This is a genomic window from Cryobacterium sp. TMT1-62 (genome assembly GCF_004403145.1).
In the GTDB taxonomy this organism is placed as follows: domain Bacteria; phylum Actinomycetota; class Actinomycetes; order Actinomycetales; family Microbacteriaceae; genus Cryobacterium; species Cryobacterium sandaracinum.
The window spans coordinates 1-26,337 of the sequence record NZ_SOGZ01000043.1; the positions used below are offsets into that span (position 1 = coordinate 1).

At 63.5% G+C, this 26,337-nt stretch carries 19 protein-coding genes, 3 tRNA genes and 1 pseudogene; 13 read left to right on the forward strand and 10 right to left on the reverse strand.

What is annotated here, in order from left to right; all coding sequences use genetic code 11:
- Both E3T34_RS12785 and E3T34_RS12790 read right to left on the reverse strand, forming a co-directional pair.
- Window positions 1-912 (reverse strand): NlpC/P60 family protein (locus E3T34_RS12785; protein ID WP_134343212.1); only part of this gene is annotated, 912 nt, incomplete at its 3' end.
- On the reverse strand, window positions 905-2,308 hold the full coding sequence (locus E3T34_RS12790) for a M23 family metallopeptidase (RefSeq protein ID WP_104102476.1): 1,404 nt from the start codon (window positions 2,306-2,308) through the stop codon (window positions 905-907). The genes E3T34_RS12785 and E3T34_RS12790, both read right to left, overlap by 8 nt.
- A gap of 238 nt (window positions 2,309-2,546) precedes the next feature.
- Here E3T34_RS12790 and E3T34_RS12795 point away from each other — a divergent pair.
- The 4 genes from E3T34_RS12795 (at window position 2,547) to E3T34_RS12810 (ending at window position 3,893) form a co-directional block, all read left to right on the forward strand.
- Window positions 2,547-2,619 (forward strand) — tRNA-Glu (locus tag E3T34_RS12795).
- 86 nt (window positions 2,620-2,705) lie between these two features.
- A tRNA-Asp gene (locus E3T34_RS12800) sits at window positions 2,706-2,779 on the forward strand.
- 67 nt (window positions 2,780-2,846) lie between these two features.
- Window positions 2,847-2,919 (forward strand) — tRNA-Phe (locus E3T34_RS12805).
- Between the two features lie 389 nt (window positions 2,920-3,308).
- Window positions 3,309-3,893 (forward strand): acyltransferase, encoded by a 585-nt coding sequence (locus E3T34_RS12810; RefSeq protein WP_104102715.1) that lies wholly within the window; start codon window positions 3,309-3,311, stop codon window positions 3,891-3,893.
- A 10-nt stretch (window positions 3,894-3,903) separates the two neighbouring features.
- Here the strand turns inward: E3T34_RS12810 and E3T34_RS12815 are convergent.
- Window positions 3,904-4,782, reverse strand: a pseudogene (locus E3T34_RS12815) (neutral zinc metallopeptidase).
- A gap of 405 nt (window positions 4,783-5,187) precedes the next feature.
- Between E3T34_RS12815 and E3T34_RS12820 the strand changes: the two are divergent.
- The 5 genes from E3T34_RS12820 to E3T34_RS12840 are packed head-to-tail and all read left to right on the forward strand — an operon-like array spanning window position 5,188 to window position 10,653.
- Entirely contained in the window at window positions 5,188-6,726 is a 1,539-nt protein-coding gene (locus E3T34_RS12820; protein WP_233191492.1) for a sugar transferase, read from the forward strand.
- A 37-nt stretch (window positions 6,727-6,763) separates the two neighbouring features.
- Entirely contained in the window at window positions 6,764-7,234 is a 471-nt protein-coding gene (locus E3T34_RS12825) for an adenylyltransferase/cytidyltransferase family protein (protein ID WP_104102482.1), read from the forward strand.
- 10 nt (window positions 7,235-7,244) lie between these two features.
- Window positions 7,245-8,369 (forward strand): GDP-mannose 4,6-dehydratase, encoded by a 1,125-nt coding sequence (gene gmd / locus E3T34_RS12830; RefSeq protein ID WP_241976914.1) that lies wholly within the window; start codon window positions 7,245-7,247, stop codon window positions 8,367-8,369.
- On the forward strand, window positions 8,366-9,343 hold the full coding sequence (locus E3T34_RS12835) for a GDP-L-fucose synthase (protein WP_104102488.1): 978 nt from the start codon (window positions 8,366-8,368) through the stop codon (window positions 9,341-9,343). The genes gmd and E3T34_RS12835 overlap by 4 nt, the downstream gene beginning before the upstream one ends.
- Window positions 9,344-9,351: 8 nt before the next feature.
- Window positions 9,352-10,653 carry a glycosyltransferase gene (locus E3T34_RS12840; RefSeq protein WP_134343213.1) on the forward strand — a complete coding sequence of 434 codons (1,302 nt, stop codon included), beginning with the start codon at window positions 9,352-9,354 and terminating at the stop codon, window positions 10,651-10,653.
- Window positions 10,654-10,685: 32 nt separating this feature from the next.
- On the opposite strand, the gene E3T34_RS12845 is transcribed toward E3T34_RS12840, so the two are convergent.
- Together E3T34_RS12845 and E3T34_RS12850 are read right to left on the reverse strand one after the other, a co-directional pair.
- On the reverse strand, window positions 10,686-12,176 hold the full coding sequence (locus E3T34_RS12845) for a glycerophosphodiester phosphodiesterase family protein (protein ID WP_104102492.1): 1,491 nt from the start codon (window positions 12,174-12,176) through the stop codon (window positions 10,686-10,688).
- Window positions 12,177-16,250, reverse strand: a complete 4,074-nt coding sequence (locus E3T34_RS12850; RefSeq protein WP_134343214.1) for a LamG-like jellyroll fold domain-containing protein — start codon at window positions 16,248-16,250, stop codon at window positions 12,177-12,179. It abuts the gene before it with no gap.
- A 265-nt stretch (window positions 16,251-16,515) separates the two neighbouring features.
- On the opposite strand from E3T34_RS12850, the gene E3T34_RS12855 reads away from it, so the two are divergent.
- Window positions 16,516-17,250, forward strand: coding sequence for a CDP-alcohol phosphatidyltransferase family protein (locus E3T34_RS12855; protein ID WP_104102497.1), 735 nt, complete (start codon window positions 16,516-16,518; stop codon window positions 17,248-17,250).
- On the opposite strand, the gene E3T34_RS12860 is transcribed toward E3T34_RS12855, so the two are convergent.
- Both E3T34_RS12860 and E3T34_RS12865 read right to left on the reverse strand, forming a co-directional pair.
- Window positions 17,247-17,951, reverse strand: coding sequence for a DapH/DapD/GlmU-related protein (locus E3T34_RS12860; RefSeq protein ID WP_104102499.1), 705 nt, complete (start codon window positions 17,949-17,951; stop codon window positions 17,247-17,249). The genes E3T34_RS12855 and E3T34_RS12860 overlap by 4 nt on opposite strands.
- Window positions 17,948-19,201, reverse strand: a complete 1,254-nt coding sequence (locus tag E3T34_RS12865; RefSeq protein WP_104102502.1) for a hypothetical protein — start codon at window positions 19,199-19,201, stop codon at window positions 17,948-17,950. The genes E3T34_RS12860 and E3T34_RS12865 overlap by 4 nt, the downstream gene beginning before the upstream one ends.
- Window positions 19,202-19,549: 348 nt before the next feature.
- On the opposite strand from E3T34_RS12865, the gene E3T34_RS12870 reads away from it, so the two are divergent.
- Together E3T34_RS12870 and E3T34_RS12875 are read left to right on the forward strand one after the other, a co-directional pair.
- Window positions 19,550-19,975, forward strand: a complete 426-nt coding sequence (locus E3T34_RS12870; RefSeq protein WP_241977410.1) for a DapH/DapD/GlmU-related protein — start codon at window positions 19,550-19,552, stop codon at window positions 19,973-19,975.
- Window positions 19,976-21,082 (forward strand): glycosyltransferase, encoded by a 1,107-nt coding sequence (locus tag E3T34_RS12875; protein ID WP_134343215.1) that lies wholly within the window; start codon window positions 19,976-19,978, stop codon window positions 21,080-21,082. It abuts the gene before it with no gap.
- Here the strand turns inward: E3T34_RS12875 and E3T34_RS12880 are convergent.
- Together E3T34_RS12880 and E3T34_RS12885 are read right to left on the reverse strand one after the other, a co-directional pair.
- Window positions 21,021-22,535 carry a hypothetical protein gene (locus E3T34_RS12880; RefSeq protein WP_134343216.1) on the reverse strand — a complete coding sequence of 505 codons (1,515 nt, stop codon included), beginning with the start codon at window positions 22,533-22,535 and terminating at the stop codon, window positions 21,021-21,023. The genes E3T34_RS12875 and E3T34_RS12880 overlap by 62 nt on opposite strands.
- Complete coding sequence (locus E3T34_RS12885) at window positions 22,532-22,894, reverse strand: hypothetical protein (RefSeq protein ID WP_134343217.1); 363 nt, start codon at window positions 22,892-22,894, stop codon at window positions 22,532-22,534. The genes E3T34_RS12880 and E3T34_RS12885 overlap by 4 nt, the downstream gene beginning before the upstream one ends.
- A 421-nt stretch (window positions 22,895-23,315) precedes the next feature.
- Between E3T34_RS12885 and E3T34_RS12890 the strand changes: the two genes are divergently transcribed.
- Window positions 23,316-24,803, forward strand: a complete 1,488-nt coding sequence (locus E3T34_RS12890) for a polysaccharide biosynthesis tyrosine autokinase (RefSeq protein ID WP_166785014.1) — start codon at window positions 23,316-23,318, stop codon at window positions 24,801-24,803.
- Between the two features lie 87 nt (window positions 24,804-24,890).
- On the opposite strand, the gene E3T34_RS12895 is transcribed toward E3T34_RS12890, so the two are convergent.
- Window positions 24,891-26,337, reverse strand: a 1,447-nt coding sequence (locus tag E3T34_RS12895; protein ID WP_134343219.1) for a glycoside hydrolase family 71 protein, incomplete at its 5' end; no start/stop codon positions are given.

Here is a 26,337-nt window from a genome sequence, read left to right on the forward strand (position 1 = left end):
GGGCTGCTGTGCTGCGGGCTGGGGCGCGGGCTGGGCCGCCGGCTGCCGGGGCGTGCTCTTGCCGCCCGCGGCCTTCTGGGCGTCGGCTGCGGTCTTTTGGGCGGCCGCCGCCTGCGCCCGGGCGAGGGCCGCCGTCGCCGCCTCGGCATCTTGACCGGCTTGGTAGGCGCGTTCGGCCTCGGCCGTGGTGTCCTTCAACAGGGCCAGCTGCGCGAACAGCTCAGTGGAGCGCCGCTGCTCGGTCTCGTAGGCCGTCTCGGCGGCCTGCGCGGCCACATTCGCCGCCTCGTACCTGGCCAGCGATTCCGCGCTGAGCCGGGTGCGTTCCTCGGCAGCGGATGCCGCCTGCTTCCCGAGCGACTCGGAGGTGTTCTTATCCTGCAGTGCTTCGCGGTAGATCGTGTCCGACTGCTCACTCAGCTTGCTCGCGGTGCCGAGCCGTCCAAGCAACTCATCGGAGTTGTCGCCGTTGAGAAACAGGCTCAGCGACAGATCCTGGGCGCCGGTCTTCGCCAGGTGGGCTGCGATCAGGCCAGCCCGCAGCTTCGAGGTCGCGGCACGGGCCTCCGCCGTCTGGGCCTGCCTCGCCAGGCTCGCTTCACGGGCCGTGGCCGCTTCGAGGTCGTCCAGCGCGACCCGGTAGGCCTCCGCCACGATCAGCGAGGCTTTGGTGGCCGCCGCCGCCGAGATCTGCAGGCCCTGGAGCAGCTCGGTAATCGATTCGATCTCGGCCTGCTTGGTGGCCTCGCTGAGCTTGGCCTTCGCCACGTCGTCCCAACTGGGGTAGCCGGGCACGGCGAACGCCGCCGGCGCCGCGACGCCCACGGATGCCGAGACAGCTCCGAGGGCGACCGCCGCGAACAGACGGGAGGGCTTCTTGCGCCACCCCCGTCGGTCGGTGTCCCTAGCCAAGGGAAGCGCCCCGGTCCGACATGAACGGAACCGGGTTGATCTGGCTGCCGTTGGTGCGCACCTCGAAGTGGAGGTGGCAGCCGCTGGCCGCACCGGTCTCCCCAACGCTGGCGATGTTCTCCCCCGCGGAGACGCTCTCGCCGTTGGAGACGAAGATGCCGCCCGAGCGGATGTGGGCATACCCGGTGGAGATGCCGTTGGCGTGCTGGATCAAAACGAAGTTGCCGTAGGTTCCGTAGAGACCGGCGTAGACGACGGTGCCGCTGCTGGCCGCGTAGATTCCCGAGCCGCAGCCGGCGCCGAGGTCCGTGCCGCTGTGGAAGCCCTTGCTGCAGCCCTCGTTGCCGCAGATCTGCGCACGCGGGCCGTAGCCGTCCGTGATGCGCCCGCCGGATGGAACCGCCCAGCCACCGCCGCCGACTGAGCCGCCGGAGCTGCTGGACGAGCCTCCCCCGTTGCTCGGCCTCGCGGCCGCTGCAGCTGCGGCCGCTGCGGCCGCCCGCGCGCTGGCCGCAGCGCGCTCGACGCGCACCCGTTCCGCTTCGATGGCGGCCAGTCGCGCCCGCTCGGCCACTCCGGCCTCGTAGCCGGCCGACGTAGTGGCCTGCGCATCCTGCATGAACGCCAGCTGGGCGTCGAGTTCGACTCTCTTCGCCTCCGACTCGGCTAGGGCACTGGCGGCCGCCTGCGCGGCGGCCTGCGCAGCGACGAGCGCTTCCTCGGCCGCGACGCGAAGCTTCTCGCGCTCGGCTTGGGCGACCTTGGCCTGGTCACCCAGAGACTCGGCCACGTTGGTGGCGGTCTGCGCCTGCTCGTAGACGCTGCTGCTGCGTTCGACGAGCTTACTCATGCTGCCCAGCTTGGACAGGAGCGCATCGGCGTCTTCGCCGCGCCCCTCGCCGTCGAGAAAGAGGTTCACGCTCAGGTCGGTGCCGCCGGTGCGGTAGAGCTGGGCGGCAAGTTGGCCGGCCTGGCGAGTCGCGGTCGCCGCCACCGCGGAGCTCGCGGCGGACTGCGCCTCGAGGTCGGCGGCGCGCCGGCTGGCCTCGTCGAACTTCTCTTGCGCCGCCTGCAGTTCCGCTCCGCGGGCCTCGGATTCGGCTTGGGTCTGCTCCACCTGGGTCTGCAGGTCGGCGATCAGACCCTGGATCTGGCTGACCTGCGCCGAGGCGGCGGCCGTGTTGGACTTGGCGTTCTGCACGTCCTGCCACGTTGGATAGTCGATGGCCTGGGCCGGGCCGGCCGGACCGATGAGGGAAACAAAGAGGGAGAGCGCAGCGACGAAACCGGTCGCCAGGCTGACACGGTGGCGGCGACTGCGCCTGCTGCCCGCGGATCCGTCACCCCCCTTTTCCGCTCGTGCTTCCCGGCTGAAGAGAACTGCCGTGCGCTTCATTACTCCCCGATCGGGCTCGTTACACACATCTGCTACTGCTTGAGACCGACTCAGAGTAACAACAACAGGGTAAAAACACCCCCCTTGAATCTAGCGGCCCGCCAAGCGAAACCTGGGAAATTCACGGGCTCAATGCCTGCGACACCCCCGGAAGGAACACTTTTTGCTCTCGATTTGAGATTCCCGGGCGGTAGACCGTATGCTTATGCGTCGGAAGCCATGAGGTTTATGGCGTCTCGGCCCCATCGTTTAGCGGCCTAGGACGGCGCCCTTTCACGGCGTTAACACGGGTTCGAATCCCGTTGGGGCTACGCATCCTGCAGGTCTGGGATGTGCAAGAATAAGTAAGTACGAAAACAGCTAGACAAAGTTCGACTCTCGTTAGATCTTCTTACGAGGCCCTGTAGCGCAGTTGGTTAGCGCGCCGCCCTGTCACGGCGGAGGTCGCCGGTTCAAGTCCGGTCAGGGTCGCACAGGCAACAAGCCCTTTCGACAGAGAGGGTTTTTTTCCTTGAAGCGGCTTCTCGAAGCCACTTCTGGCCCTGTAGCTCAGTTGGTAGAGCGTTCGACTGAAAATCGAAAGGTCACCGGATCGACGCCGGTCGGGGCCACTGAAGGTCATTCCCAGGCTTCTACTGGGGTGGCCTTCTTTTTTTTTTGCCTCGCAGCCCGGTATCCGTAGGCCGCCCGGGGAAGACTCCGGCTCGCAGCGCGTTCACCTCCCGAACCAAGCCCCCCCCCCCNCCCCCGAAGAGGTCCTAGTAGCTCGCGTCCAAACGGGGGTACATTCCGTGCTGTGACTCGCTGAGAAAACGTCAGATTGTTCGCAGATGTCGTGCGAGGATTCCCGGCAGCGGCGCACGCGGCAGCCACCGCGGCAGCACTTCTCCGACCTGTAACCCGAACTGCAGGGAATCACCGTGAATACGCTTCTTTGTCGTCGATTCCTCCGCCCCCCCGCGGAGCACCCGACCCTTTTCCTGCCACCCGAGGGGACGTGATGGGAGTCGCGGCGTCGGCCGAGATCGATCCAAGCGCCGTGATCGGCCCCGGTTGCACGATCCGCCCGCTCGTGCAGGTGCGCGAATACGCGCGGCTCGGCCCCGAGTGCGTTCTCGCCCGCGGCGCCTATATCGGACCCGGCGTCGTGGTTGGGCGGCACTGTACGATCCAGGACTACGCGGTCATCTACGAGCCTTCCCTATTGGAGGACGGGGTTTTCGTGGGCGCCGCGGCGGTCTTCACCAATGACACGCATCCTCGGGCCGTGAATCCCGACGGAACGCTCAGGGCCACCGACGACCGCGACCTCGTGGGGGTGACCGTGCGTACCGGCGCGTCGATCGGCGCCCACGCGGTCTGCATCGCCCCGCTCACGATCGGACGGTGGGCCATGGTGGCAGCCGGTGCGGTCGTCACCGAGAATGTCCCCGACTACGCCCTGGTGGTCGGCGTGCCGGCTCGGCGCACCGGCTGGGTCGGACGCAGCGGCCTGCCCCTGCGGGCCGAGGGAGACAACCGCTTTGTGTGTCCGGTCACCGGCGAAGATTACACCGAACACGACGGCATACTCACGCGCAACTGACCCGCCCGCTCTACAGCACCGCGTCGGCCGGCGCGAACGTGTCGCAGCTACCGGCGCCGTCGTCGAAGCCGGTCTGGAACCACCGCTGGCGCTGTTCGCTGGAGCCGTGGGTCCAGGCCTCCGGGTTGACCTGGCCCTACATGGACTCCTGGATGCGGTCGTCGCCGATTGCGGATGCCGCACTGAGCGCATCTTGAATCTGTGCCGGGGTGATGGGCTTCAGGAAGGGCACTCCGCCAGTGTCGCGGGTGTCGGAGGCGGCCCCGGCCCAGGCGCCGGCGAAACAATCGGCCTGAAGTTCGACGCGCACCGCGTTGGAGCCGGCCCCGGTCTGTCCATCCTGGGAGGCCGCGAGTGTTCCATCGAGATTCTGGATGTGGTGGCCCCATTCGTGCGCCACGACGTACATTTCGGCGAGCGGGCCGCCCGACGAGCCAAAGCGGGTGCGCAGGTCGCCGAAGAACGCGGTGTCGATGTAGATGGTCGCATCCGGCGGGCAGTAGAACGGCCCGGTGGCGCTGGTGGCCCCGCCGCACCCGGTTCCGACGCTGTCGGTGAACAGCGCAACCGGCGGCCGCTGGTATTCGGCTCCGCGGGCGGGCAGTTCCTCAGCCCAGAATACGTCGAGGGACGCCGCCGCGCCCTTGATCCGGCACTCGACGTCTTCGTTCGCCTGGGCGCCGGTCGTGCACTCGGGCAGATTCGACACGCTGCCGCTGTCGACGGGCTGCGTGCCGCCGCCGGCCAGGCCACTCAGGTCGACACCCAGGAGCTGTGAGAGCAGAAAGAGGGCGATCGCACCCACGCCGCCGCCCACTGCGATTCCCGCGGTGCGGCCCCTTTTGCTGACCCGGCCGCCGCCGATGTTCGCGTTGTCGTTGAATGTCATGAGAAAAAGCTACCCGTCGAAGTGGTCCGCTGCCGCGATGATGGCGTCCGGGTTGTCGAGCTCGCTAATGGAACATTAGGTGCCCTGCGCACGATGTGCCCACCCACCGAGATGAGTGAGCTCCGCCCGTCCCCCATTCGGGGTCCGAGCCGACTTGGGCGTTCGGGGGTATGGTCAGCTCGCAAGCAGTTGAAGATTTATCACTTGTTTGTTTGGTCGGGTTGTCTCGTTCCCTAGACAGGCTTTCCCGGGCGAATCCCATCCCGCTCTGTACACCCGAAATGCAGAGGATTCACGTGAAGACGTCCGCGACGTGTCGACCTATTCGTCGACCAATATTCACCGGCCCCACCCAGGCCGAGCGCCGAGCGCTCCACCGCCCCTTGCTGGCGGGGTGAGCAGACGGTGACGGACCCTCAACCGCGCCTGCCCTTCGCGGGGCGCCTTCCCACCGCCCAGCCGAAGCTCGCCCTGGTGCCGGCACCGGCGCTGAAGAACCCAGTCAGCGTCGACGCGAAGTCGTCCGGCCTGGTCTGGGCCAAACAGTTTCGGATGAAACTCTTGATGAGCGACGTGGGCATCGTCACGACCGCGGTCGCGACGGCCCTGATCGTCAGGTTCGGCGGTGAGGGTGCCCAAGCATCCGTCGGCGGATATCGGGCCGACTACTGGTTGGTCGCCCTGCTCATCATGCTCAGCTGGATCGCGACCCTGGGGGTCTTCCACACTCGGGACTCCCGCGTCATCGGGATCGGGGCCACCGAGTACAAACAGGTGATCAACGCGAGCGCGATCACGTTTGGCCTCCTCGCAATCGGTTTCCTGGCATTCCAGGTCGACGTCGCACGCGGCTTCTTCGTGCTCGCACTCCCCCTCGGCATGTGCGGCCTTGTGCTGGAACGCTGGCTCTGGCGCCGGTGGTTGCTGCGCCAGAGGCTTTTCGGCCACTACCTCGCGCGAGTCATCGTGGTCGGAAATCGAGCCGACGTCGAATACGTGGTCGGCCAGATTGAGAATGCCGGCGCCACCTACTACGTGGTGGGGGTGGCACTCGCGAGCGACTCGAAGTCCCCGGTGAAAACCGAAAGCCGAACGATTCCGGTGGTTTCCGACCCGGCACACGTCGCCATCGCGGCCGCCGATCTTGCCGTCGATACCGTGATCGTCGCCGGCCAGCCCAGCTGGGGGAGCGAGTACATCCGCACCCTCGGCTGGCAGTTGGAGGGGACATCCGCAGACCTGGTGCTGTCCAACCAACTCACGGATGTCGCCGGTCCGCGCATCCATTTCCGGCCGGTCGAAGGCTTGCCCCTGATCCACGTTGAGATCCCACAATTCGAGGGGACAAAGCACGTCCTCAAACGCTTCCTGGACATCGGCGTGTCCGGGATCGCACTCCTTGTCTTCTGGCCGCTCCTGGTGGCCATCGCGATTGCGGTGAAGCTCGACTCCCCGGGTCCCGTCCTCTTCCACCAGGAGCGGTGCGGGCGCAATGAGCGCACCTTTCAAATGGTCAAATTCCGCTCCATGGTGCAGACGGCCGAGGACGACCTGGCAGGCCTGCTCGATCAGAACGAGGCATCCGGAGCGCTCTTCAAGATTCGCAATGATCCGCGCATCACCCGGGTGGGACGTGTGCTCCGCAAGTACTCGCTCGACGAGCTTCCCCAGCTCTGGAACATCCTGGTCGGGAACATGAGCCTCGTGGGCCCGCGACCGCCGCTTCCGGTGGAGGTCGAAGCCTACGAGATCCACGTGCACCGGCGTCTATATATCAAGCCGGGTCTGACGGGGATGTGGCAGATCAACGGCCGGTCGAATCTGAGCTGGGAGGACAGCGTGCGGCTCGACCTCTACTACGTCGAGAACTGGTCGCTGGCCGGTGACCTGATCATCATCTGGCGCACCTTCAAAACCGTCATGCGCCCGGTGGGTGCGTACTGATGAAGAATGCGAAAAACCGATCAACGGAGGAATCACCGTGACAAGGACAGTCGGCTACGCTGGCGGGGCTTTCGACCTCTTCCACATCGGTCACCTCAACATCCTTAGAAACGCGAAGAGCCAATGCGACTATTTGATCGCCGGCGTGATGTCTGACGAGATGCTCCTGGTGACCAAGGGTTCACTACCCGTCGTGCCGTTGGCCGAGAGGCTTGAGATCGTTCGCCACATCGCCTTTGTCAATGAAGCGGTAGCTGAAATCGCCGACAACAAGATGGATACCTGGCGCTCTCTTCGCTTTGACGTCTATTTCAAAGGCGACGACTGGAAGGGCACCGAGAAAGGTCGCCGTCTTGAGCGCCAATTCGCCGAGGTGGGCGTAGAAGTCATCTTTTTCCCGTACACCATCTCGACCTCGAGCACGGCCCTTCGCCTTGCGCTGACGGCCATGTCCACCAACGCGCCCGACAACCAACCGGTTCATGACTTCAGCAACAGCGAGCGATAGGACAACCATGATTCCGAAACGGGCACTCATCACCGGTGTAACCGGCCAGGACGGCTCCTACCTGGCCGAGTTCCTCCTGTCGATGGGCTACGAGGTGCACGGACTCAAACGCCGCTCATCGCAGCTCAACACACAGCGAATCGATCACATTTATCAGGATCCGCACGAGCGCAACGCGCGCTTCTTCCTCCATTTCGGGGATCTCTCCGACTCATCGAACCTCACCCGCATCATTCAGGAGGTGCAGCCGGACGAGATCTACAACCTGGGTGCACAATCCCATGTGGCCGTGAGCTTCGAAATGCCCGAATACACCGCTGACATCGATGCCCTAGGCACCCTGCGCCTGCTTGAGGCGGTGCGATTGCTGGGAATGACGGACCGGGTGAGGTTCTACCAGGCCTCGACATCTGAACTGTACGGACTGGTCAGGGAGACACCCCAGAGTGAGATCACGCCCTTCCATCCCCGTTCTCCGTATGCGGTCGCCAAGCTGTACGCCTACTGGATGACCGTGAATTACCGAGAGTCTTACGGGATGTACGCCTGCAACGGGATTCTTTTCAATCACGAATCCCCGCGTCGCGGTGAGACGTTCGTGACTAGGAAAATCACTCGGGCCCTCGCTAACATCGCCCAGGGTCTCGAGTCCGGCCTGTTCCTCGGAAACCTAAACTCTCTCCGCGACTGGGGCCATGCACGCGACTACGTTCGGCTCCAATGGATGATGCTCCAGCAGGACGCACCGGAAGACTTCGTGATCGCCACGGGAGTCCAATATTCTGTGCGCGAATTCGTCGAATGGTCGGCGAGCGAGCTCGGCATCACCTTGAGATTCGAGGGTGAGGGCCTGAATGAGATCGGCATCGTCGACAGCGTCGTCGGAGAACTCTCCCCTGCCGTTCGCCCGGGAGACGTCATCGTGCGAGTCGATCCCCGGTACTTCAGGCCAGCCGAAGTCGACACTCTGCTCGGCGACTCGACACGCGCGCGCCTGAAGCTGGGCTGGCTGCCGGAGATCAGCGTGCGGGAGATGTGCGCGGAGATGGTCGCCTCCGACCTGATGATCGCGCAGAAAACCGCCCTCCTGAAAAGTCACGGTTTTCCCTCCCTCGTGTCCCTGGAAAGCTGGTGAACCGCAACACCGGCGCTGCTGTCTACGTCGCGGGACACAACGGGATGGTGGGCTCGGCGATCGTGCGCAGACTCACGTCGTTGGGTTACGTCAACATCGTGACCGCCAGTCATTCGGAACTCGACCTCGTCGACCAGCGAGCCGTTCGGGCCTTCTTCGAGGGCAATCACATCGATCAGGCCTATCTCGCTGCCGCGAAAGTCGGCGGGATTGAAGCCAACGACTCCTCGCCGGCGGATTTCATCTACGACAACCTCCTGATCGAGGCCAACATCATCAAGTCCGCGCACGACTTCGGCGTTCCGAGGCTCCTATTCCTCGGCTCGTCCTGCATCTATCCCAAGTTTGCCCACCAACCGATGGCCGAAGACGCGCTCCTGACCGGCACGCTCGAAGCCACCAACGAACCGTACGCCATCGCCAAGATCGCCGGAATCAAACTGTGCGAGAGCTTCAATCGCCAGTACGGGCGGGACTACCGAAGCGTGATGCCCACGAATCTCTATGGTCCCGGAGACAACTATCACGCATCCTTCAGCCATGTCATCCCCGGTTTACTCAGGCGTTTCCACGACGCACGAGAAGGCGGGGAGGATAAGGTCGTCATCTGGGGCAGCGGCAGCCCGCGACGGGAATTCCTTCATGTAGACGATATGGCGGCGGCCAGCGTGCACATCATGGAACTGGACCGGGAGGTGTACCAGGCCAGCACTACGCCGATGCTGTCGCACGTCAACGTCGGGACCGGCTCTGACTGCAGCATCAACGACCTGGCATCGGCGGTCGCCAAAGTCACCCGCTTCACCGGCCGTCTGACCTTCGACAACAGCAAGCCCGATGGTGCTCCTCGCAAGTTGATGGACGTTACCCGCATCCAGGCGCTGGGCTGGAAGCCGACGATCGATCTCGAGGACGGCCTCGAAGACGCTTACGCCTGGTTTGTTTCCCATCAAGCAGATTTTCGCGGGCGGTGAGCGGGCAGATGAGGGTCACCATCATTGGACTCAACTATTCCCCCGAGCCGACCGGCATCGCCGTCTACACCGCGGGGCTCTCGGAAGCACTGGCCGCGACCGGTCACCCGGTCACTGTGATCACCGGCAATCCGCATTACCCGCAATGGCGGATCTACGACGGCTACGACGGCCACAACCGCGTACACGGGCGCGAGCATGCGCACGAAAGAATCAGAGGTGTCAATGTCACCAGGGCCCCTCACGGTGTGCCGTCGAAACCGCGTCTGTGGAACCGCCTGGGTATGGAACTCAGCTTCGGGATTCGGGCAGTGTTCAGCAAGTGGGACAAGCCTGACGTCGCCGTGCTGGTTACACCTGCCTTATTCTCCGTGGGCGCGGCAATGCTGCGCGCGCGCCTGGTCCATACCAACACCTGTATTTGGGTGCAGGACATTTATAGCCTCGGAGTGTCCGAGAGTGGAACAGGGGGCCGCCTGGCCACCTGGTTGCTCCGCGGGATCGAGCGGTCCATCCTCCGCAGTGCGAACACAGTCGTCGTGATCCACGAGCGGTTCAAGCGCTATCTGGTTGAGGAGCTGGCCATCGACGCCGACTCCGTAGAGGTCATTCGCAATTGGTGTCACACCGACTACCCGAACGGCCACCGTCGGGAAGATGTGCGCACCACTCGAGGCTGGAAATCGGATGATATCGTCGTTCTCCACGCGGGGAACATGGGTGCCAAACAGGCTCTCGAGAACGTTGTCCACGCTTCAGAGATCGCAGAGAAGCGGGGATCGAGAGTGAGATTCGTTCTCCTCGGCGACGGAAACAAGCGGCATCAACTCGAAGCCATGGGCGGAAACCGCCGTCTCGAATTCATCGATCCCCTACCCGAAGAAGCGTTCCAGGCGACCCTCTCAGCCGCAGACATCCTGCTCGTCAATGAGCGGCCTGGCTTGACGGAAATGTGCGTACCGAGCAAACTCACGACGTACTTCAACACGGGGTTACCCGTCATCGCGGCAACTGATGAATCCAGTGTCACCGCCGATGAGCTGGCGTTGGCCGGCGGCGGAATCAGAATCAACGCCGCGGTCCCCGGCGACCTTGTGGACGCGGCCGAGATGCTCGGTGGCGATGCGGAGTCTTCGGCCGCGTACGGGGCGGCCGGGCGGAAGTTCTCGGCCGACTTCCTGTCCTCAGACGCTGCAATCGGCCGGATTCGGCGAATTCTGGAGAAGGGAGCCGTTGACGGCGGTGTCGAGAGAAATCGGTTGGCGAGGCCGATTCTGACCGGGGCGACGGATGCAATCGAACCGAAGTGAAGCGGAAATGGACAGCCCGGAACGAATGGACATCAACTGACGAGGATTGACCTGAATTCGACCGGCGGTCCATCCTGGTAGTTCTTGCATAGCCAGAAATAGCCTCCCCGGTAGCTCGCATCATCGATGTCCATCGACCAGCCGTCACCGTCAAGTCGCAGGATCCGAATACTGTTTGCGAGGACTTCGATCTGGAGACGCACCCACTCCGAAGCCCGTGGTGGGGCGGTCAGCACCGCTCTCAATCGCGTGCCCTCGGTCGTCCCCGCGACCCGGCTGAATAATTCAAGGGAGCCGTTCGCCCGGAGAATCATGTGGTACCCGGACACATCGCTGGCCACCCTGACTCGATAAGGGCGGTCGTCGGCGGCACCGAAGGCGAGCCCGGCGTGCTGCTCCTCCCTTGGAAGCGATTCCGGCCAACGGAGCTCGCACGTGATCCGGTATGATCCGAGACCCACCGGGCACATTGAGCCCATCAAGTAGCTCTGCACGTCCCGGTGGTCCAGTGCCACGGATGCGGCGCCCGCGTCGATCAGGGGCTGCACCAGAGTGCCCTCGTCAATGGTCCAGGGCAGGTCGCCGGCGGCCCGCAGCCCGGTTCCGAAGGCGTCACCCTGACTCCCAGCGGTCGTCCCGGTCACGTAGGGCAGATTAGAGCACATCATCCCGGCCACGCCGAGGTCGCTCATCCGGTCACGCATCGAGCGATAGTGCACCTCCCACGCGATAACCGGTTTGCCGAAGCCCACCAACACGGCCACCTGCGCATCCGTCGCCCTGTGTGACACCCCGAGCAAATCGAAACGAGGCGCAAGTTCATTTGCACGCTCGAAAAGTTCCGGAGTGAAGTATCCCCAGGTTATGTAACCGTGCCCGTCGACCAGTGTGTATTGCGTTGCACCTGCCCATTGTTTCCAGACGAAATGCTCCGTGGAGTGCGAGTAGCTGTCCATGACCTTGAGCAGGGCTTCCGTATTCGTGCCTTGCTTGTCTTCGAGAAAGATCACGTGCGTTGTGGCGAAGGCATCCAGTACGTCGGCGAGCAACGGCAGCGGCTCCCGTTCTGCCGCAGGGCCGAGCCAGGCTCTCGCGTCGCTGCGAAGTTGCGACAGTTCCTCCCAGGTGACTTCCGCGATCGGGAGGTCGACACCCGTCATCCGCTTGGTCGTCAGATCGTGATGGCACACCAACACGCCGTCTGAGGTGGCGCTGACCGAGACTTCGATCGCTTTGGCCCCGCTGTCGATCACGCGGCTGTACGAATCGAAGCTGTGCTCGACCCAGTTGTCTCCGGAGCCACGGTGAGCTATGTAGAACGGTGTCGTTCCGAGGAGATCTCCGATTGCATATCGTGCCGCAGCAGTCGGGAGTACGGAGACCGGGGGAGCGGGCGTGGCTTGGCAAGCCGACAGCAGCAGTGTTGAGGCGCCGGCCAGGAGGAACTGTCTTCGGTTTATTGGCGGCAGGAACGGAGCGCGGCTGATGTCAGCCGTGCTCTGCACGTCGGTACCGCTGGACATTCAGCTCGCTGTGTAGGTCAGGGTGAGCAGCGGGCGATAGGTGACGTTGGTGCTGTTGGTCGACCACAGCCGGAGGTTGTCCGGGCCGGCACTGATCAGCGCGACGGACACCGTTGAACCAGCGAGAGTTCTCAGCTGCGCCGCATCGAGCGTGACCAAGTAAGCCGTGTTCGTTGCCGATGCGCCGGCGAGGCTCCCCAGATCCAGTCCCAGACCGGTGGGTCGGTTGTTCCAGTTCACCGTGCCCTCCGTCCAATTCCCACTCAGCAGCTTAAATGTCTGGGCATCCACCGAGGCGGCGGTCGAGTCGGTCGAGGTTCGAATCCGCAGGGTCGCCCCGCTGAGCACAGTGCCCACCGGCGCAGCCGGGACTGCAAACTTTAGGTACGACTCGATCAGCGACGTGCCCGCCCCCCGGGACGACAACTGGCTATTGGACCCGAAGTTGGTCGTGGGAAGCACCTGGTACGTCGTCGAGTCTTCGCTGGCACCGGTCGTAAGGACCACCGGTCCCACAGGGGCGGCCTGAACCGTCGCCTCCGCGGTACCAGAGGCTGCACTCACATTGCCGGCAGCATCACGCGCCATCACCTTGTAGAAGTAAACACCCGACGCCAGACCGGGATCCGAATACGACGCACCCGAAACATCTGCGATTTTGCTCGACGCATCAGCGACGAACTCAGCCGAAGACCCCCGGTACACCGAATAACCCGTCACCGCGACATTGTCCGTCGACGCCGTCCAGGCCACCGAAACCGAACTCCCCGACACCGACGCCGTCAGACCAGTCGGAACACTCGGCACGTCAGTGTCGGCGGTCGCCACCGACGCGGATACCGACGCGGAAGCCGGACTTGCGTTGCCTCTGGCGTCGTAGGCGACCACGACGTAATGGTACGTTCCGTCAGCGAGCCCCGGATCCGTATATGACGCATCTGTCACGTCGGCGATCTTGTTGGTGGCGTCAGCGACGAAGCCGGATGCAGACCCGCGGTGCACCGAATAGCCGGTGACACCGACATTGTCCGTTGACGGAGTCCATGCCAGCGCGACGGCGCCGTTTGAGACGGTTGACGTCAGGCCGGAGGGAGCGCTCGGCGCCATGACATCGGGAGCGGTGTTGGAGCCCAGCTCGTAGTGAGCCGCGACGGCCGCTGCGCTCAAGGCCGACGGATAGACCGCCACCTCGTCGAGCGTGCCCGCAAAATAGGGACTGTCGGGCTGCGAGGGCCAGCTGTTGAGGTTGCCACCACCGGCACGCCAGTAGCCGTCAAACGCCTGGTTGAAGTTGGTAGGGTTCGAGCCGACCTCTGTGCCATCCAGGTAGAGCTTCATCCCATCGGGTCCCTGCGTGCCCACTACGTGATGCCAGGCGTTGTTGTTGAATCCCGCCGGCGATTCGATGAGTTGGAAGCCCCCGACGTACACGCCGAAGATGATGCTCCCGGAATTGGTCATGTAGATCTGCTTGTCGTAATTCGAACCCTGCCCGGTTGCGACGTTCTCAAAGCCGACGATCTTCCCGCCGGATGTCGTGTCCGTCTTGAACCAAGCTTCCGTGGAGAACTGGGCAACCGATGAGCGTGCGGTCTTGGTCGCAATGCCGCCGTCCTGAGTTCCGCTGGTCTGCACGGCAGTCCCGACCTTGATCGCCTTCGGCTGCTGCAGCTGGACTGCAGCGCCGTAATCTCCTTCGCTCTGGGCGTCGGACGATGAGTCTTTCGCCGCGCTTCCAGAGGTTTCGTCGAGGCGCCAGTACACATCAGGCTCGTCCGTGTAGATCCTGGCTCCATACGCGTCTGTCGGGGTCGGCGGAACGGCGAGGGTTCCCCCAGCGAGAGTGTAGTGCTGGGCGATCTGCGCGGCGCTCAGGGCGGATGCATAGACCGCGGTGTCGTCTATCTGGCCGCCGAAGAAAGCGCTAGACGGCTGGCTGGGCCAGCCATTCAGGTTGTCGCCACCGACATGCCAGTTACCGCTGTATTGCTGGCTGGTGCTGGTGGCGTTCTGGCCCACCCGGACGCCGTCCACGAACAACTTCATCCCGGACCCGCTCTGGGTTGCCACGATGTGGTGCCACTTATCATCATTGTACGACGAGGCCGTCTTGATCGTTTCGGTGCGACCGATGTAGACACCGAAGGTCAGGCGACCCTGGTTATCCATGTAGATGTGTTTATCGTAATTCCCGCTCAGGTTCGTGTTGCCAGTCCCGGTGCTCGGCCGACCATCCCCGAATCCGATGATCTTCCCCCCTTGGGTGGATGTCGTCTTGATCCAGGTTTCGATCGAGTAAGTGGTGGGTGCCGGTTTCTGCTGGTCGCTCCAGATGTAGCCATCAGTCCCATTGAACGTAGCGGAGGTGTTGGTGTCACCGACGATCGCGCCAGGCGCCCGGTAGGTGACGCCGTTCTTGTATAGGCCGTTCAGGCCGGTGACCGTCGCACCGGACTTGTCCTGTGCCCAGGGACCGGAAACCTCATCCAGACGCCAATACAGCCTGGCTCCGTCCTGGATCACCTGAGTGGGATAGTCAACCCCCTTGGTGACGGCGCGGGCTGCTACTGACGCCGACAGCGGACTGGTGTTGACCCCGTCATTCGCCGTCACCCGGTAGGTGTAATTCGTGCCCGCGGCGACATTCGTGTCAACGACGGTCACCTGGGGACGGGTCCACCACAGGGAACTGGCAGAGCCGGTCCAGATTGGGGTCGCTCCGCCGTTCCGGTAGACGTTGTACGTCAAGGCACTGTCGTCAGGGTCGACCACGGTGCGGAAGCGAATCTGATTGGCGCCCGAAGTGAGCGCCTCGGCTGCAACGACCGGGGTGGGCGGCGCACCGACGTCATCCGGACCGAAGCGTGTGAGTCCCTGTTGGACTACGCCGTTGATGACAGTGAACTCACCGCCGTACCAGAGGTACTTCTTTCCCGTTGTGGCGCCGGTGGCAATGGTGAGAGCACGCGGGCCGATTCCTTCGCCCGTACCGTCATTGGAAGTCGGGAACCAGCCCAGCAAAGCCGCGTCCGAGGTGTTCTGTGCCATCAAAAACATCCGTCTCCCGTCAGGAAAGGCGTTGTTCGATGAGCAGTCGTGCGCGTGACTCGCGGAATACAGGGTGCCCTGGTATTCGAGCACCGCCTGCGTTGCGCCCAGGCAGTTGTCCCGCCAAGTCTGGTCGAGTGTGCTCCAATTGACGGCGAAGCGACCGTCGAAGACTCCGCCCCCCGTTCCTTCGTTGCCCCCGTAGAACGCCGTGCCGTCCGACCACAGGGTCTTGGTCACCGAGGTACGCGGGATGAAGCCGAGAGGGTAATTACGCACGTTTGCGCCGGTGGTCGCATCGACGACCGCGATGGAGTGGGAATCCTGGTCATTGACCGTGAAAAAGTCCCCACCGATGGCTACCCTGCTGCGGTCGGGAGAGACGGCCACGGCCCGCCCGACAGTGTCAGCCGCCGGGGCCCAGGGCAGAAGCGCGCCCGACGTCGCGTCCACCGCTGCAAAGCGCTTGCGCGCCTGGCCGCCGACGGTCTGGAACTCCCCAGCCAGGTACAGGGTGGACGAGGTGGCAGCCATGCCGCGGACGAGGGAAGATACCCCCGCCACCCGGAACGGCTTGACGGTGCAGGCGACCGGGTCGATCGCGGCTACCCGCGCGGCGTTCACCCCGCCGACGGAGGAGAAATTGCCCCCGATGTAGATGGTGTTGCCGTCAGGTGAGGCAACCACCGACCGCACGGTCGGCGTGGCCCCATTAAGGGTCATGGCGAACTGACAGCTGTCAGGGGCTCCTGTCTCCGCGTTGAAAATCGCAAGCGTTCCCTGGTTCCTCGGCACTCCCGCACCGCCGCTGGGCGGCCTGATCTCAGAAAATGTTCCGCCCGCCACGACTTTTCCGTGCACCGTGCCGACTCCGTAGACAACGCCGTTCGTCTGCCAGGTCGACAGGTTGTCCGCACTGAAGGCGACGCCGGCGGAGAGCGCCGACGCCGGTTGTGGCACGGGACTCGCTATGACGAGTCCGGCCACGACAGCCACGGTCGTGAAAATTGCGGCAAGCTTACGCATAGCTACCTATCCCTCGGGTGAACAGCCTCATCGCCGAAAAGCTCTGATGACCGCGAATGAACTATGGAATCCAGCCTCACGCGGCCTTGGAGCGCTTTGGGTAAGAAAGCATTGCTCACGTTTAGCGAAAAGTGGGATCGGCGGAAACGTACGCCCTGTGCGCCACACCCGCAATGCCCCGGAGGAGTGACGTCCGACGAGGGGCTAACATGTGCCGAGGACGGGGCACGCTGCCCACGCTCAATCAATCCGAGGATGGCCCGTGATGACACAGTTTCGTGAAGCTCACGCACAGCTTGCGAGTGCGCAGAAGGCACAGACCGGGGTGTCGCTGTACACGCGATACGTCAATCGACCGCTGGGGCGCGTGCTGGCCTCGGTGTGTTTTGGGCTCAGGATGACGCCCAATCAGGTGACCGGGCTGTCGGCCCTTGCGACCGGGGCGGGTCTTGTTCTCCTGGTCAGCGGAGAACCAAGCCCGATCCGAGCCGTCGGCGTTGCGGTCCTCCTCGTTCTCGGCTTTGCGCTGGATTCGGCAGACGGTCAGGTCGCGCGCCTGACCGGCCGCGGTTCCCCCGCTGGCGAGTGGCTCGACCACGTCGTGGACGCCGGCAAGATCGTCGCGGTCCACGCAGCGATCCTCATCACGGCGTACCGCTTCTGGTCCACGGAGCCGATCTGGTATCTCGTGCCCCTCGCATTCCAGGTCGTGTCCGTTGTCACCTTCGTGGGTGGCCTGCTGACTGAGCTGCTCCTGCGCCGTTCAGCCAACGCAACCTCCACGACCTCGGCCATCGGCGAGGGCGGGGCTCGTCGCCCCTCGAGAGCCAGGGCCATTGCTCTGCTGCCGGCCGACTACGGGATCCTCTCGCTCAGCTTCATCCTCACTGGCTGGCCCGGTGCTTTCGTGGTGGTCTACAGCCTTCTCTTGGCCGCCAACGCGCTGATCATGGCGTTACTGCTCGGCAAATGGTTCCGGGCACTGTCTGCCCGCGGCTAAAGCGCGTCTTCCACCGTTTCTCCCGTAGCCGGGATGAAGACCCGACTGGTTCCCGTGGTCGAACGCTCGAACCACTCACCGTCGATCGGCCCGCGGAGCGCGGCCGGAACACCCGCCCATAGTCCGGGCAACCCGCCCGATCTCGCACGGGCGAGCACCGATCCTCCCGCCAGGACCGACCGATCCGGCAAGATAGCGCCGCCGAAGAGCAGACAGCGCGCTCCGACGAAACTCCGGGCTCCAATTCGCACCGGATATGCCGCCTGAGCATTTCGTCGAACGTCGATGCTGTGCGTCACAATCTTGGTTTCGTGCCCGGCGACACTGGAGTACTCGCCGATCACTATGGAGCCGGAGCAATCGAACTGATGCCGGCTCGTAATTTTTGAATGAGGCCCCATTTCCAGTGCCGCGCCGTCCGGGTAGAGCCGCTTGTACACGGGGTGGGATGAAAAAACGTTCAAGCGGCCGATGGTTGCGTGATCACCGATTGACACCCGGCGCATGTTCTTGAGCAGGTTCCATCGGCCTATCCGGCTGTTCGCTCCCATCGAGACCTGTGTGACCCGAAGGACGAGACAGGATCGCGCCATTGCGGTCGGATGAATGTCGTGGCCGATCGAGCGAAGGAGCCGGTTCTTAGCCGTGCTCGCCGGCAGCGCCCAAGCCAGCGCCCTCATCGCGTCTTTGATCTGACTCAAGAGCCGCTCACCCCGATTTCCGGAACCATTGTCACGTCGAGCGCATCCTCGCTGCGCTGGGCGATTGCGCGGCGCATGCCCATGAGTTCAAGCAGAAGCCTGAGCGAAAGCCCAGCGAAGATACCACAGAGCGCCCCCTCTGCCCCCCAGGACACGGCTCCGATCGCGACGCAGGGTAGACCGACCAGAGTTCCGATGGCCGTCGCCCCGGTCACCACATCGAGTCTGCGCAATGCCGCCAGGCAGGCCTTGCTGACGACCGCCTCGATCAGGCTCACTCCGGTGATCAGCGCCATCAGTATCAAGGTGACAAAGGACGGTTTGATCTGGCCGCCGCCGAGCCAACGCACCAGTTCCGGGGCTACGGCCAGCATGAGACCGGCGAGCGCAACCGCGAACACCACGGCGGCGACCAGCCCCGTCCTGACTCGGCGGACGAGGTCCTGCCTTCGAGCTTTGGGCACCCAGCCCTGGAGGATCGTGACGAATGGGCCGAGTCCCACGATCACCTGGCGCTGCACCTTCTCGACAACGGCGTAAACCGGCTGCGCGCCCGGGGCGATCAACGACACAATGACAATCGGGGTCGAGGTATACAGCGAGGAAAGCACGGTCGAGGTGACACCCAGCCGCTGCGAAGAAAGCACCATCCCTATCCGCCTGCGCGGAAGCGACCGGAGTCGACGGAGTCTCCACGGTTGCAGGATCCATATGGTGGAGGCCATGAATGCCGTCACCATACCGATCAGCTGCCAGAGCACACCCACGAGAGCACTCGACCCGTGAGTCATGTAGAAAATGCCGATGCCGGTCCCGAGAACCCGCGGGACGGTTTCGAAAACCAAGAGTCGGTACGGTTGCATGAGACCGACGAACCACCAGTTCGCGGTCAGTCCCACGGTCGCCGTGGACAGGGCACCGACTCCGGCGAAGATGGCGTAGTCGCGACCGACACCCCAGGCCACCGAAAAAACAAGAAGGCCGACGGGCACAATGATCAGCAGCTTGCAGATAACCGACTCCGCATATGCGGTGAGTCGCATGTTCGCGTCTGCCCTCGCCACGGAGGCCGGCCCCGAGAGACCCCAGCCGTAAGCCACGATAACCGCACCCACGCCGCCGATGGACTGGCCTGCCGCAATCATTCCCCACGCTGCCGCGCCGCTTGCCATGACCATTGAGGGGATGACCGCAAGCGAGACGACAGCCAGGAGCACCATCGAAATCGAGTATCCGACGATGGTGTTCATGCTGGCGCGAACGCGCCTCAGCCGTCTACCCCTCGGCGCACCTGCCTTCATCGGACCCTCATCTCGCCTGCCCACGCTCAGTTCGACGGGGTTGCATGCGAACAAGCTAGCAGCAACATGGTTCAACGGGATATCTAGCCGCTGATCGGTTGTCTGCGTACACTGACCGTCATGTCAGTCAGCGACGCGAGACCACCGATGGCCCAACCGTCAGGTCTCCCTCGCCGGAACCTGGCCGGATTCTCCGGCGCAGGCTACGAACGGGGGCGGAATTCGCTCTGGCAGATCGCCTGGCTTCTCCTCTCCGGACTCGTTGTTGTCCGGTGGTGGTGCCCGCCCCGTCTCCGCGTGGCGCTCCTTCGGCTTTTCGGCGCCACGATCGGTGACAATGTTTTGATCCGCCATCGCGTGCGCATCCACTGGCCATGGAAACTGGTCGTCGGTGACAACTCGTGGATCGGTGAAGAGGTCTGGATTCTGAATCTCGAGCCGGTGATCATTGGCAGTGACGTGTGCATTTCCCAGGGTGTCATGCTGTGCACGGGCAGCCATGACCGCACCTCGCAGACATTCGAATTCGACAATGCGCCGATTATCGTGGAAGACGGCGCCTGGATCGCGGCCAGGGCAACAGTTCTCCGAGGAAGCCGGATCGGCCATGACAGCGTTATCGGCGCGACGGCTCTGGTCTCTGGGAAGGTGCCCGCCGGCGCGTTCCTGCGCGCGCCGCGCGCGGAACGACCGGAACACACACAGAACCGGGACCAGACCTGAATGCGTGTGCTCTCCATCGTGACGCTCGTCAGTCCCAACGGTGAGTATGGAGGTCCCGTTCGCGTCGCGTTGAACCAGGCCAAAGCCCTCCGTGAAGCAGGCCACGACGTAGTGGTAGCCGGCGGCGCCCGCGGATTCGGCGAAGCGGCCCCCCATGAATTCGACGGGGTGCCGCTCCGTCTGTTCCCCGCCCGAACGATCATCCCAGGTATCGGTTTCGCCGGCCTGTGCGCACCCGCCCTGCAGCACTGGCTCAAGCAGGCCGCGCGCTCGTTCGACGTTGTGCACATTCATGCCGCCCGTGACCTCGTCACGCTCCCTGCGGCGCGCTGGTTGCGCAAGGCCGGGATACCGTACGTGGTGCAGACTCACGGAATGATCGACCCTTCAGACAGTCCATTGGCGATTCCTCTGGACGCGTTCGTCACCCGACCGGCTCTGAGGGGGGCGAAGGTGGTGTTCTACCTCACCGACCAGGAACGGAATGATCTCAGTGCCGTTGCGGGCACGGCGCTCAATCTGAAGCATCTCGCCAATGGCGTACCGGTGCCGGGGAGCGCGAACGGTCCCGCTGCGGGCACGGAAGTTCTCTATCTAGCCCGACTCGCCCGCCGGAAACGCCCGCAGCTCTTCGTGAAAATGGCGCTCGCACTCGCTGATGAATTCCCGACGGTGTCGTTCACCCTGGTCGGTCCCGATGAGGGAGAGGGGCCAGCGGTACAGCGCCTCATCGACGCGGCCGATAGTAAAGGCATACTGTCCTGGGAGGGACCCCTGGCCCCGGGTGCAACCAACGAACGGTTGTCGCGGGCCGCCGTATACGTTCTGCCTTCCATCGATGAACCGTATCCGATGTCAGTTCTCGAAGCCATGTCACTCGGCGTGCCGGTGGTCATCACGGATAGCTGCGGACTCGCTCCGGCGGTCACTGAGATCGGATGCGGAATTGTGGTGGATGACACTCTCGAGGCTCTCGTCGGCGCCGTTGCAACGGTTCTACGCGACGACGTTCTGACTCACAGCATGGGCCGCGCCGGCGCGCTGGCTAGCCGGAACCGGTTCGGGATGCAGGCGATCGCTGAAGCTCTGGCCACTTCGTACCGCTGAGCGAGTCACTTCCGGGGGGCCTGCCCGACTGTCGGACGAAAAGCAGACACGCCAACGCGACCGCCACCACTCCCGTCGCCTGGAGCAGTGAACCGCGCAAGAGAATTGTCATATAGACCGGAAAGATCGCGCCGACAATGGCCCAATAGCCCGCAGCATTGAACGCGGGGAGAAGTCGACTGTCCATGACACGCAGGGAGTAGCCCAGCAGGAGAAAACCCACGATAAGGACGCTGATACCTCCATTGACCAGGAATTCCGCCCAGAGCGGGGCAGAGAGGTTCTGAAAACTGTAGCCGCGATATTGGGCGAGCAGAATTCCCGTGTCCACAGGCTTGTCCGGCCAGACGCCTCGGGGCACCCAGAAGAGAACACTGCCGAGCGCCTGGCGCCCCGGCTCAATCAGCCCGTCAAGACCGTACGAAAATGCGTTGGCGACTTGCCAGAATGCGTCATAGTCAGGGTTCCCCTCGTACTCCCCGAAGAAACCGTTGCGCACCAAGTTGACTTCCGGGCGCCGGAAGGCATCCGCCAGAGGGAACAGAAAAATCAATCCGACGAGTGCTGCAGTCAGGGTCGCTCGAACACGCGCGACGGTGAGCAGGGCTCCCGCGAAAACGGCGAGGGCGAAGAGGACAGTGCCCAGGCTGTAGCGTGCACTGCTGACCGGATTCACGACGGTGAGAAGGAGTGCAATCCCGACAACGATCAGGCCGCGATAGGCCATCGACAGCGGCCCCGTCGTCCTCCGCCTCAGCTGCACGAGCGCACCGATGCCCACCAACAACGGATAGATAGCACCGGCGTACATGATCGAGCGCACCGCGGGATCCGTCCACGCCGCTGAACGCGCGGCAAAGGCTTGATCCCTGCTACCGAAAAGCGATCCCGCACCGACCCTGGAGATGAAATACAAGCTGAGTACGATGCCCGCGCCGACGAGCACCAGGGTCGGCCAGGTTCGCACCTGGGTCACCACCCGAACGGGGGCACTCCCCCGTTCTCGAATCCCGGTCGTCAGCTTGCTGCGCTCATGCCCGTAGGCACCCAATCGCCCGATTTCATAGCAGGCGACGCCGAGACAGACCAAGGCGGCCGTGGGGAGCTCGAGCGACTCGTCGATACCTTGCGTCGTCCGCGAGATGAGACCACTTCGGATCTGGACGGTTGGAGCAATCCCCATGAAGACGTAGACGAACATCCAGAAGAAGAAGTCGAACAGCATCGGACGGCCGACAACGATGATGAGGGCGAGTCGCAGACCCGCCCACACGACGAGGATCAGAGTCAGAATCCACGCCTGTCCTCTGCCGACGTCTGGCACCTGTACCAGGAGAGCCAGCGGCACGACAGCGGCAAGGATTGCACCGAGAACGGTGACCCCGAGGACGGTGCGAAAAGTCGTTGCCGACCCCGACGTCCCGACGGTTGCGCCGGGTCCAGGTTCCGTCACGAAAGCGCAGTTTTCACACGAACTGCAATTGCGGCATGACCTGCTTCGTTCACACTGACACCGTCACTTGCGACCATCGATGGATCGAGAACATTCGGTTCGAGCAGACTAACGTACGTGGCGCCGACGCGCGCCGCGGCGGCGCGAACCTCACTGTCCAATTCGGCTGCCCGACTATCGTCCGTACCGTTGAGCGCCGCCGGGCCGACTACGACCAGAGTAGCATCGGGCACTCCGACGCGCAGGGCGGCAAGTGCGGCATTGATGGTTGCCACTGCTTCAGGCAGATCCACATTCGTGCCGGCCCGCTCCGCCGCCACCACGACGACGGAGGGATTCAGGCCGACGGTCTTGGCCACCAAGTCCTGGTAGCTCGGACACGGCGAGGGCCCACAGGTTCCGGGTGTGACTCCAAACGCGATGTCACCTTCTTTTGTCGCGAGATTGACCTCTTGCCAGCCCTTGTCTGCAGCGAGCCCAGTCGACCAACGGGTGGCCTGGCCGCTGACTCCGGCTCCCGAGGTTGATGCCCCACCGAGGAACACGGCCGTAGGAGCACGTGGAACGGCGGTGATGGTGGGGTATGGGTCTTTCGGCGCTCCTGCGTCTTCCGTACCGACCGGTTGCAGCGCGAGGAGTGCAAGCCCGATGGCACCCACGAAAAGCACGGCGACGACGAGAAATTTCCACCACCGAGGCCGCATGAGACGTCGGGCTATCATGTGCTCATAGTGGCACGCATATGCCCCCCCTACGTGGGTCGCTGTGATAATGAGGTTCTTGATAGAGTCTCAGTATTGGCTGGTCAATCCGGTGCCGCTCGACACGGTGAAGGGCGAACGCGTGGATCAACGTGGATTCTGGAACCTCTTGCGATCTCGATGGGTTGCGCTCGTCACATTCACCATTCTTGGCGTCATCGCCGCTTCGGTCTACGTGCTGACCACCGAGCCTGAGTACTCCGCGGAAGCGGAGTTATTCGTTTCGGCAATCGGTAGCGATAGCACCAGTGACCTCGCGCAGGGCAGCAATTATTCACAACAGCAGGCCCGCAATTACAGCATCATGGCGACCCGCCAGATCGTCTTGGACCCTGTGATAACCGCGCTTGGATTGAAAACCACTGTCGGTGAACTTGGTGATCGGGTATCTGCCTCGGTGCCACTGAACACGTCTCTCATTTCGATCGCTGTCACGGATACCTCGCCGGACCGCGCCGCCGCCACTGCCGACGCGGTGGCGACGAGTCTGGTCAATACGGTGATCCGTCTGGTCCCGAAAAGGAGCGACGGCACTACACCACTACGCCTCGAGTCCGTGCAGAGTGCGACGACACCCACCGCGCCTTCCGCCCCCAGCCCGTCGATCGCACTGGCATCCGGATTGCTGGGCGGCTTCGTTGCCGGGCTCGGCTTCATTCTCCTGCGGGAGCTGACGAGCGCAAAAGTGAGAACCGCGGAACAGCTCAGGCAGTTCGGTCTGACACTTCTCGGGACGATTGTGTACGACCGCGGGAGTGTCAACAACCCGCTGGTCCCGCAACGAGGCTTCAGCCCCATTCGGGCCGAGGAATTCAAGCAGGTCAGAACGAACCTGCATTTCCTCCAGGCGAATGAGCGCCACAAGGTGTTCGTCGTCACCTCGTCCATTCCCGGCGAAGGAAAATCCGTCACGGCGGCGAACCTCGCCATCACACTCGCGGCCTCCGGCAGCCTGGTGTGTCTGGTCGAAGCGGACCTGCGGAGACCGTCCCTGGCCGACTATTTCGACCTCGAGGGATCGGTCGGTCTTTCGACTATTCTGGCCCACGACGCCGACGTGGATGATGTCCTCCAATCCTGGGGGCCGGACGGCCTCCAGATCCTGTTGTCAGGGCAGGTTCCCCCGAACCCGAGCGAACTGCTTTCCTCCACACACGCCCAACAGGTTTTCGCCTCGCTGCGCGACCGGTTCAACGTCGTCGTCATCGACTGCCCGCCTCTCCTGCCCGTGACTGACGCAGCTATCCTCGGAAGGTATTTCGGCGGGGCAGTTCTCGTCGTCGGGTCGGGAAAGGTCGAAACGCGGGAACTCCGGAAAGCCGTCGAGAGCCTCAAAACGGCAGGGACTCCGCTGCTCGGCGCGATCCTGAACCTGGCACCCGCTCGGCTTCTCGGTCGAAATCGAGGCAGGTATTACATGCCGCACACGGCGGCGGAGCAGGAGCCGTCACGTCAGGAACAACCCGTCCGCAGCCACGAGGAAGAAGTCGCACTCCGCAAACGGTAGCGATGTCACACGATCTACTCGACACAAAAGGGTGCTGCCGACCCGCAGGCAGTTCGGCAGCACCCGGCTATGTTCCGATGATCCTGGTTACTGGGTCCTGCTGCTTGCGGCGTAATACTGCAGATCCTGCACGACAGGGCGCGCAACGACTGTGTACGGAGAGGTGACCGCGGCGATCTGCGCCCCGTTCCGGTCTGCACTCGCACCGACCGTGCCCAGCGCCAGCGGGAACGTCCTGCTTGATTCTCCTGCCGGCGCCTCGAACGATGTCTTTTTTCCTCCGATTGAGACCGTGACCGTCGCCGGTGCCGTGAGGAATGTGAGCACTCCGACGGTATCCCGAGGCTTCATGGCTGTTCCGCTCAACGTGGGCGACATGAGCTGCTGCGGCGTGGTCGGCGTCGCTGCATAGGGCTGAATCCGGTGCGTCAAGTAGATCGAGTCGTTGACGATAGCCGGCGCCGAGCCCTTCTTGAACTGGCTCAGGTAGTACGCGTTGATATCCAGGAAGGCCTCGCCGTGCGCTGCCGAAGGAGCAAACGACGTCCCCTCGGAGTAGTCGTTCCACGTGACCAGTTGCACCAATTCAGAACCGTTCGACAGCGCCCGTTTCCAGGACGCCTTCAGGGTTTCCGTATTGCCGGCTTCGTCATAGAGGTAGCTTCGGGGCCGGACGTCCTGGACGGCAACGGGAGACATCCACTTCACGCCGAGTGCTCGTGCCTTCGCCGCGTAGTCGGGACCGTTCTCGATGGTCACCGGCGTCCGGGTTCCCCAGTTGCTCAACGCATAACTGATCGGTGCAAAACTCTTCAGGTTCTCGTCACTGGCATTAAGGAATACGGCGATGAACGCCGTCTTGATTCCATACTGCGAAGCCAACGTCGACTTCAACTGCCCCCACCAGACCGCGTTCTGACGCTCGGCGGCGAAGGAGGAGAGAACGAATTCGCCTGTACTCAGACGATAGGTGGCCGGGGACTTGTATAATTCGGCAAGTTTCGCCGCGATTGTCGCGATGCTGGCCTTTCCAGCGCTGGCCGTCATATCCAGGTTCGGGACAATGGTGAAGTTTCTGCCGGACTGCTCCGCGCCCTGCACCAAATCGAGTGTTCGCTCCCAGTTGAGGCCGGACAGACTCATGATGTCGACGGTGAAGCCATCGATACCGGCATCTGCCGCGTCGGTGACTTCCTCTTTCATATCAGTGAGTTTCCAATCCCCCGAACGCGGAGCGCGAGCCTCAGGGCGGTCGCGCAGCAATCCGCCGTAGTTGGCGTGGATGCCTCCCTCGCCCTGCGAGGTGAGGTAGTTGATCGCATAGTAATCCGATGCGGGTGCCTTGTTCTCGATGGAGATGGGGTACGGCGGAAAGTAGTGTGCAAAGACCTTTTTGCCGGTGGTGTTCGACCCGGGAACCGCGAATGACAGGTTGTCGGAGCCGGTCGCCGAGCCGGTGGCCGAGCCGGTCGCCGAGCCGGTCGCCGAGCCGGTCGCCGAGCCGGTCGCCGAGCCGGTGGCCGAGCCGGTCGCC

Excerpts from the sequence above, each read along its gene's own strand:
- E3T34_RS12810 (WP_104102715.1), top strand. The coding sequence starts at position 3,309 with ATGGGAGTCGCGGCGTCGGCCGAGATCGATCCAAGCGCCGTGATCGGC.
- E3T34_RS12840 (WP_134343213.1), top strand. The coding sequence starts at position 9,352 with ATGAGGGTCACCATCATTGGACTCAACTATTCCCCCGAGCCGACCGGC.
- E3T34_RS12855 (WP_104102497.1), top strand. The coding sequence starts at position 16,516 with ATGACACAGTTTCGTGAAGCTCACGCACAGCTTGCGAGTGCGCAGAAG.
- E3T34_RS12845 (WP_104102492.1), bottom strand. The coding sequence starts at position 12,176 with ATGTCCAGCGGTACCGACGTGCAGAGCACGGCTGACATCAGCCGCGCT.
- E3T34_RS12865 (WP_104102502.1), bottom strand. The coding sequence starts at position 19,201 with ATGAACACCATCGTCGGATACTCGATTTCGATGGTGCTCCTGGCTGTC.
- E3T34_RS12850 (WP_134343214.1), bottom strand. The coding sequence starts at position 16,250 with ATGCGTAAGCTTGCCGCAATTTTCACGACCGTGGCTGTCGTGGCCGGA.
- E3T34_RS12875 (WP_134343215.1), top strand. The coding sequence starts at position 19,976 with ATGCGTGTGCTCTCCATCGTGACGCTCGTCAGTCCCAACGGTGAGTAT.
- E3T34_RS12790 (WP_104102476.1), bottom strand. The coding sequence starts at position 2,308 with ATGAAGCGCACGGCAGTTCTCTTCAGCCGGGAAGCACGAGCGGAAAAG.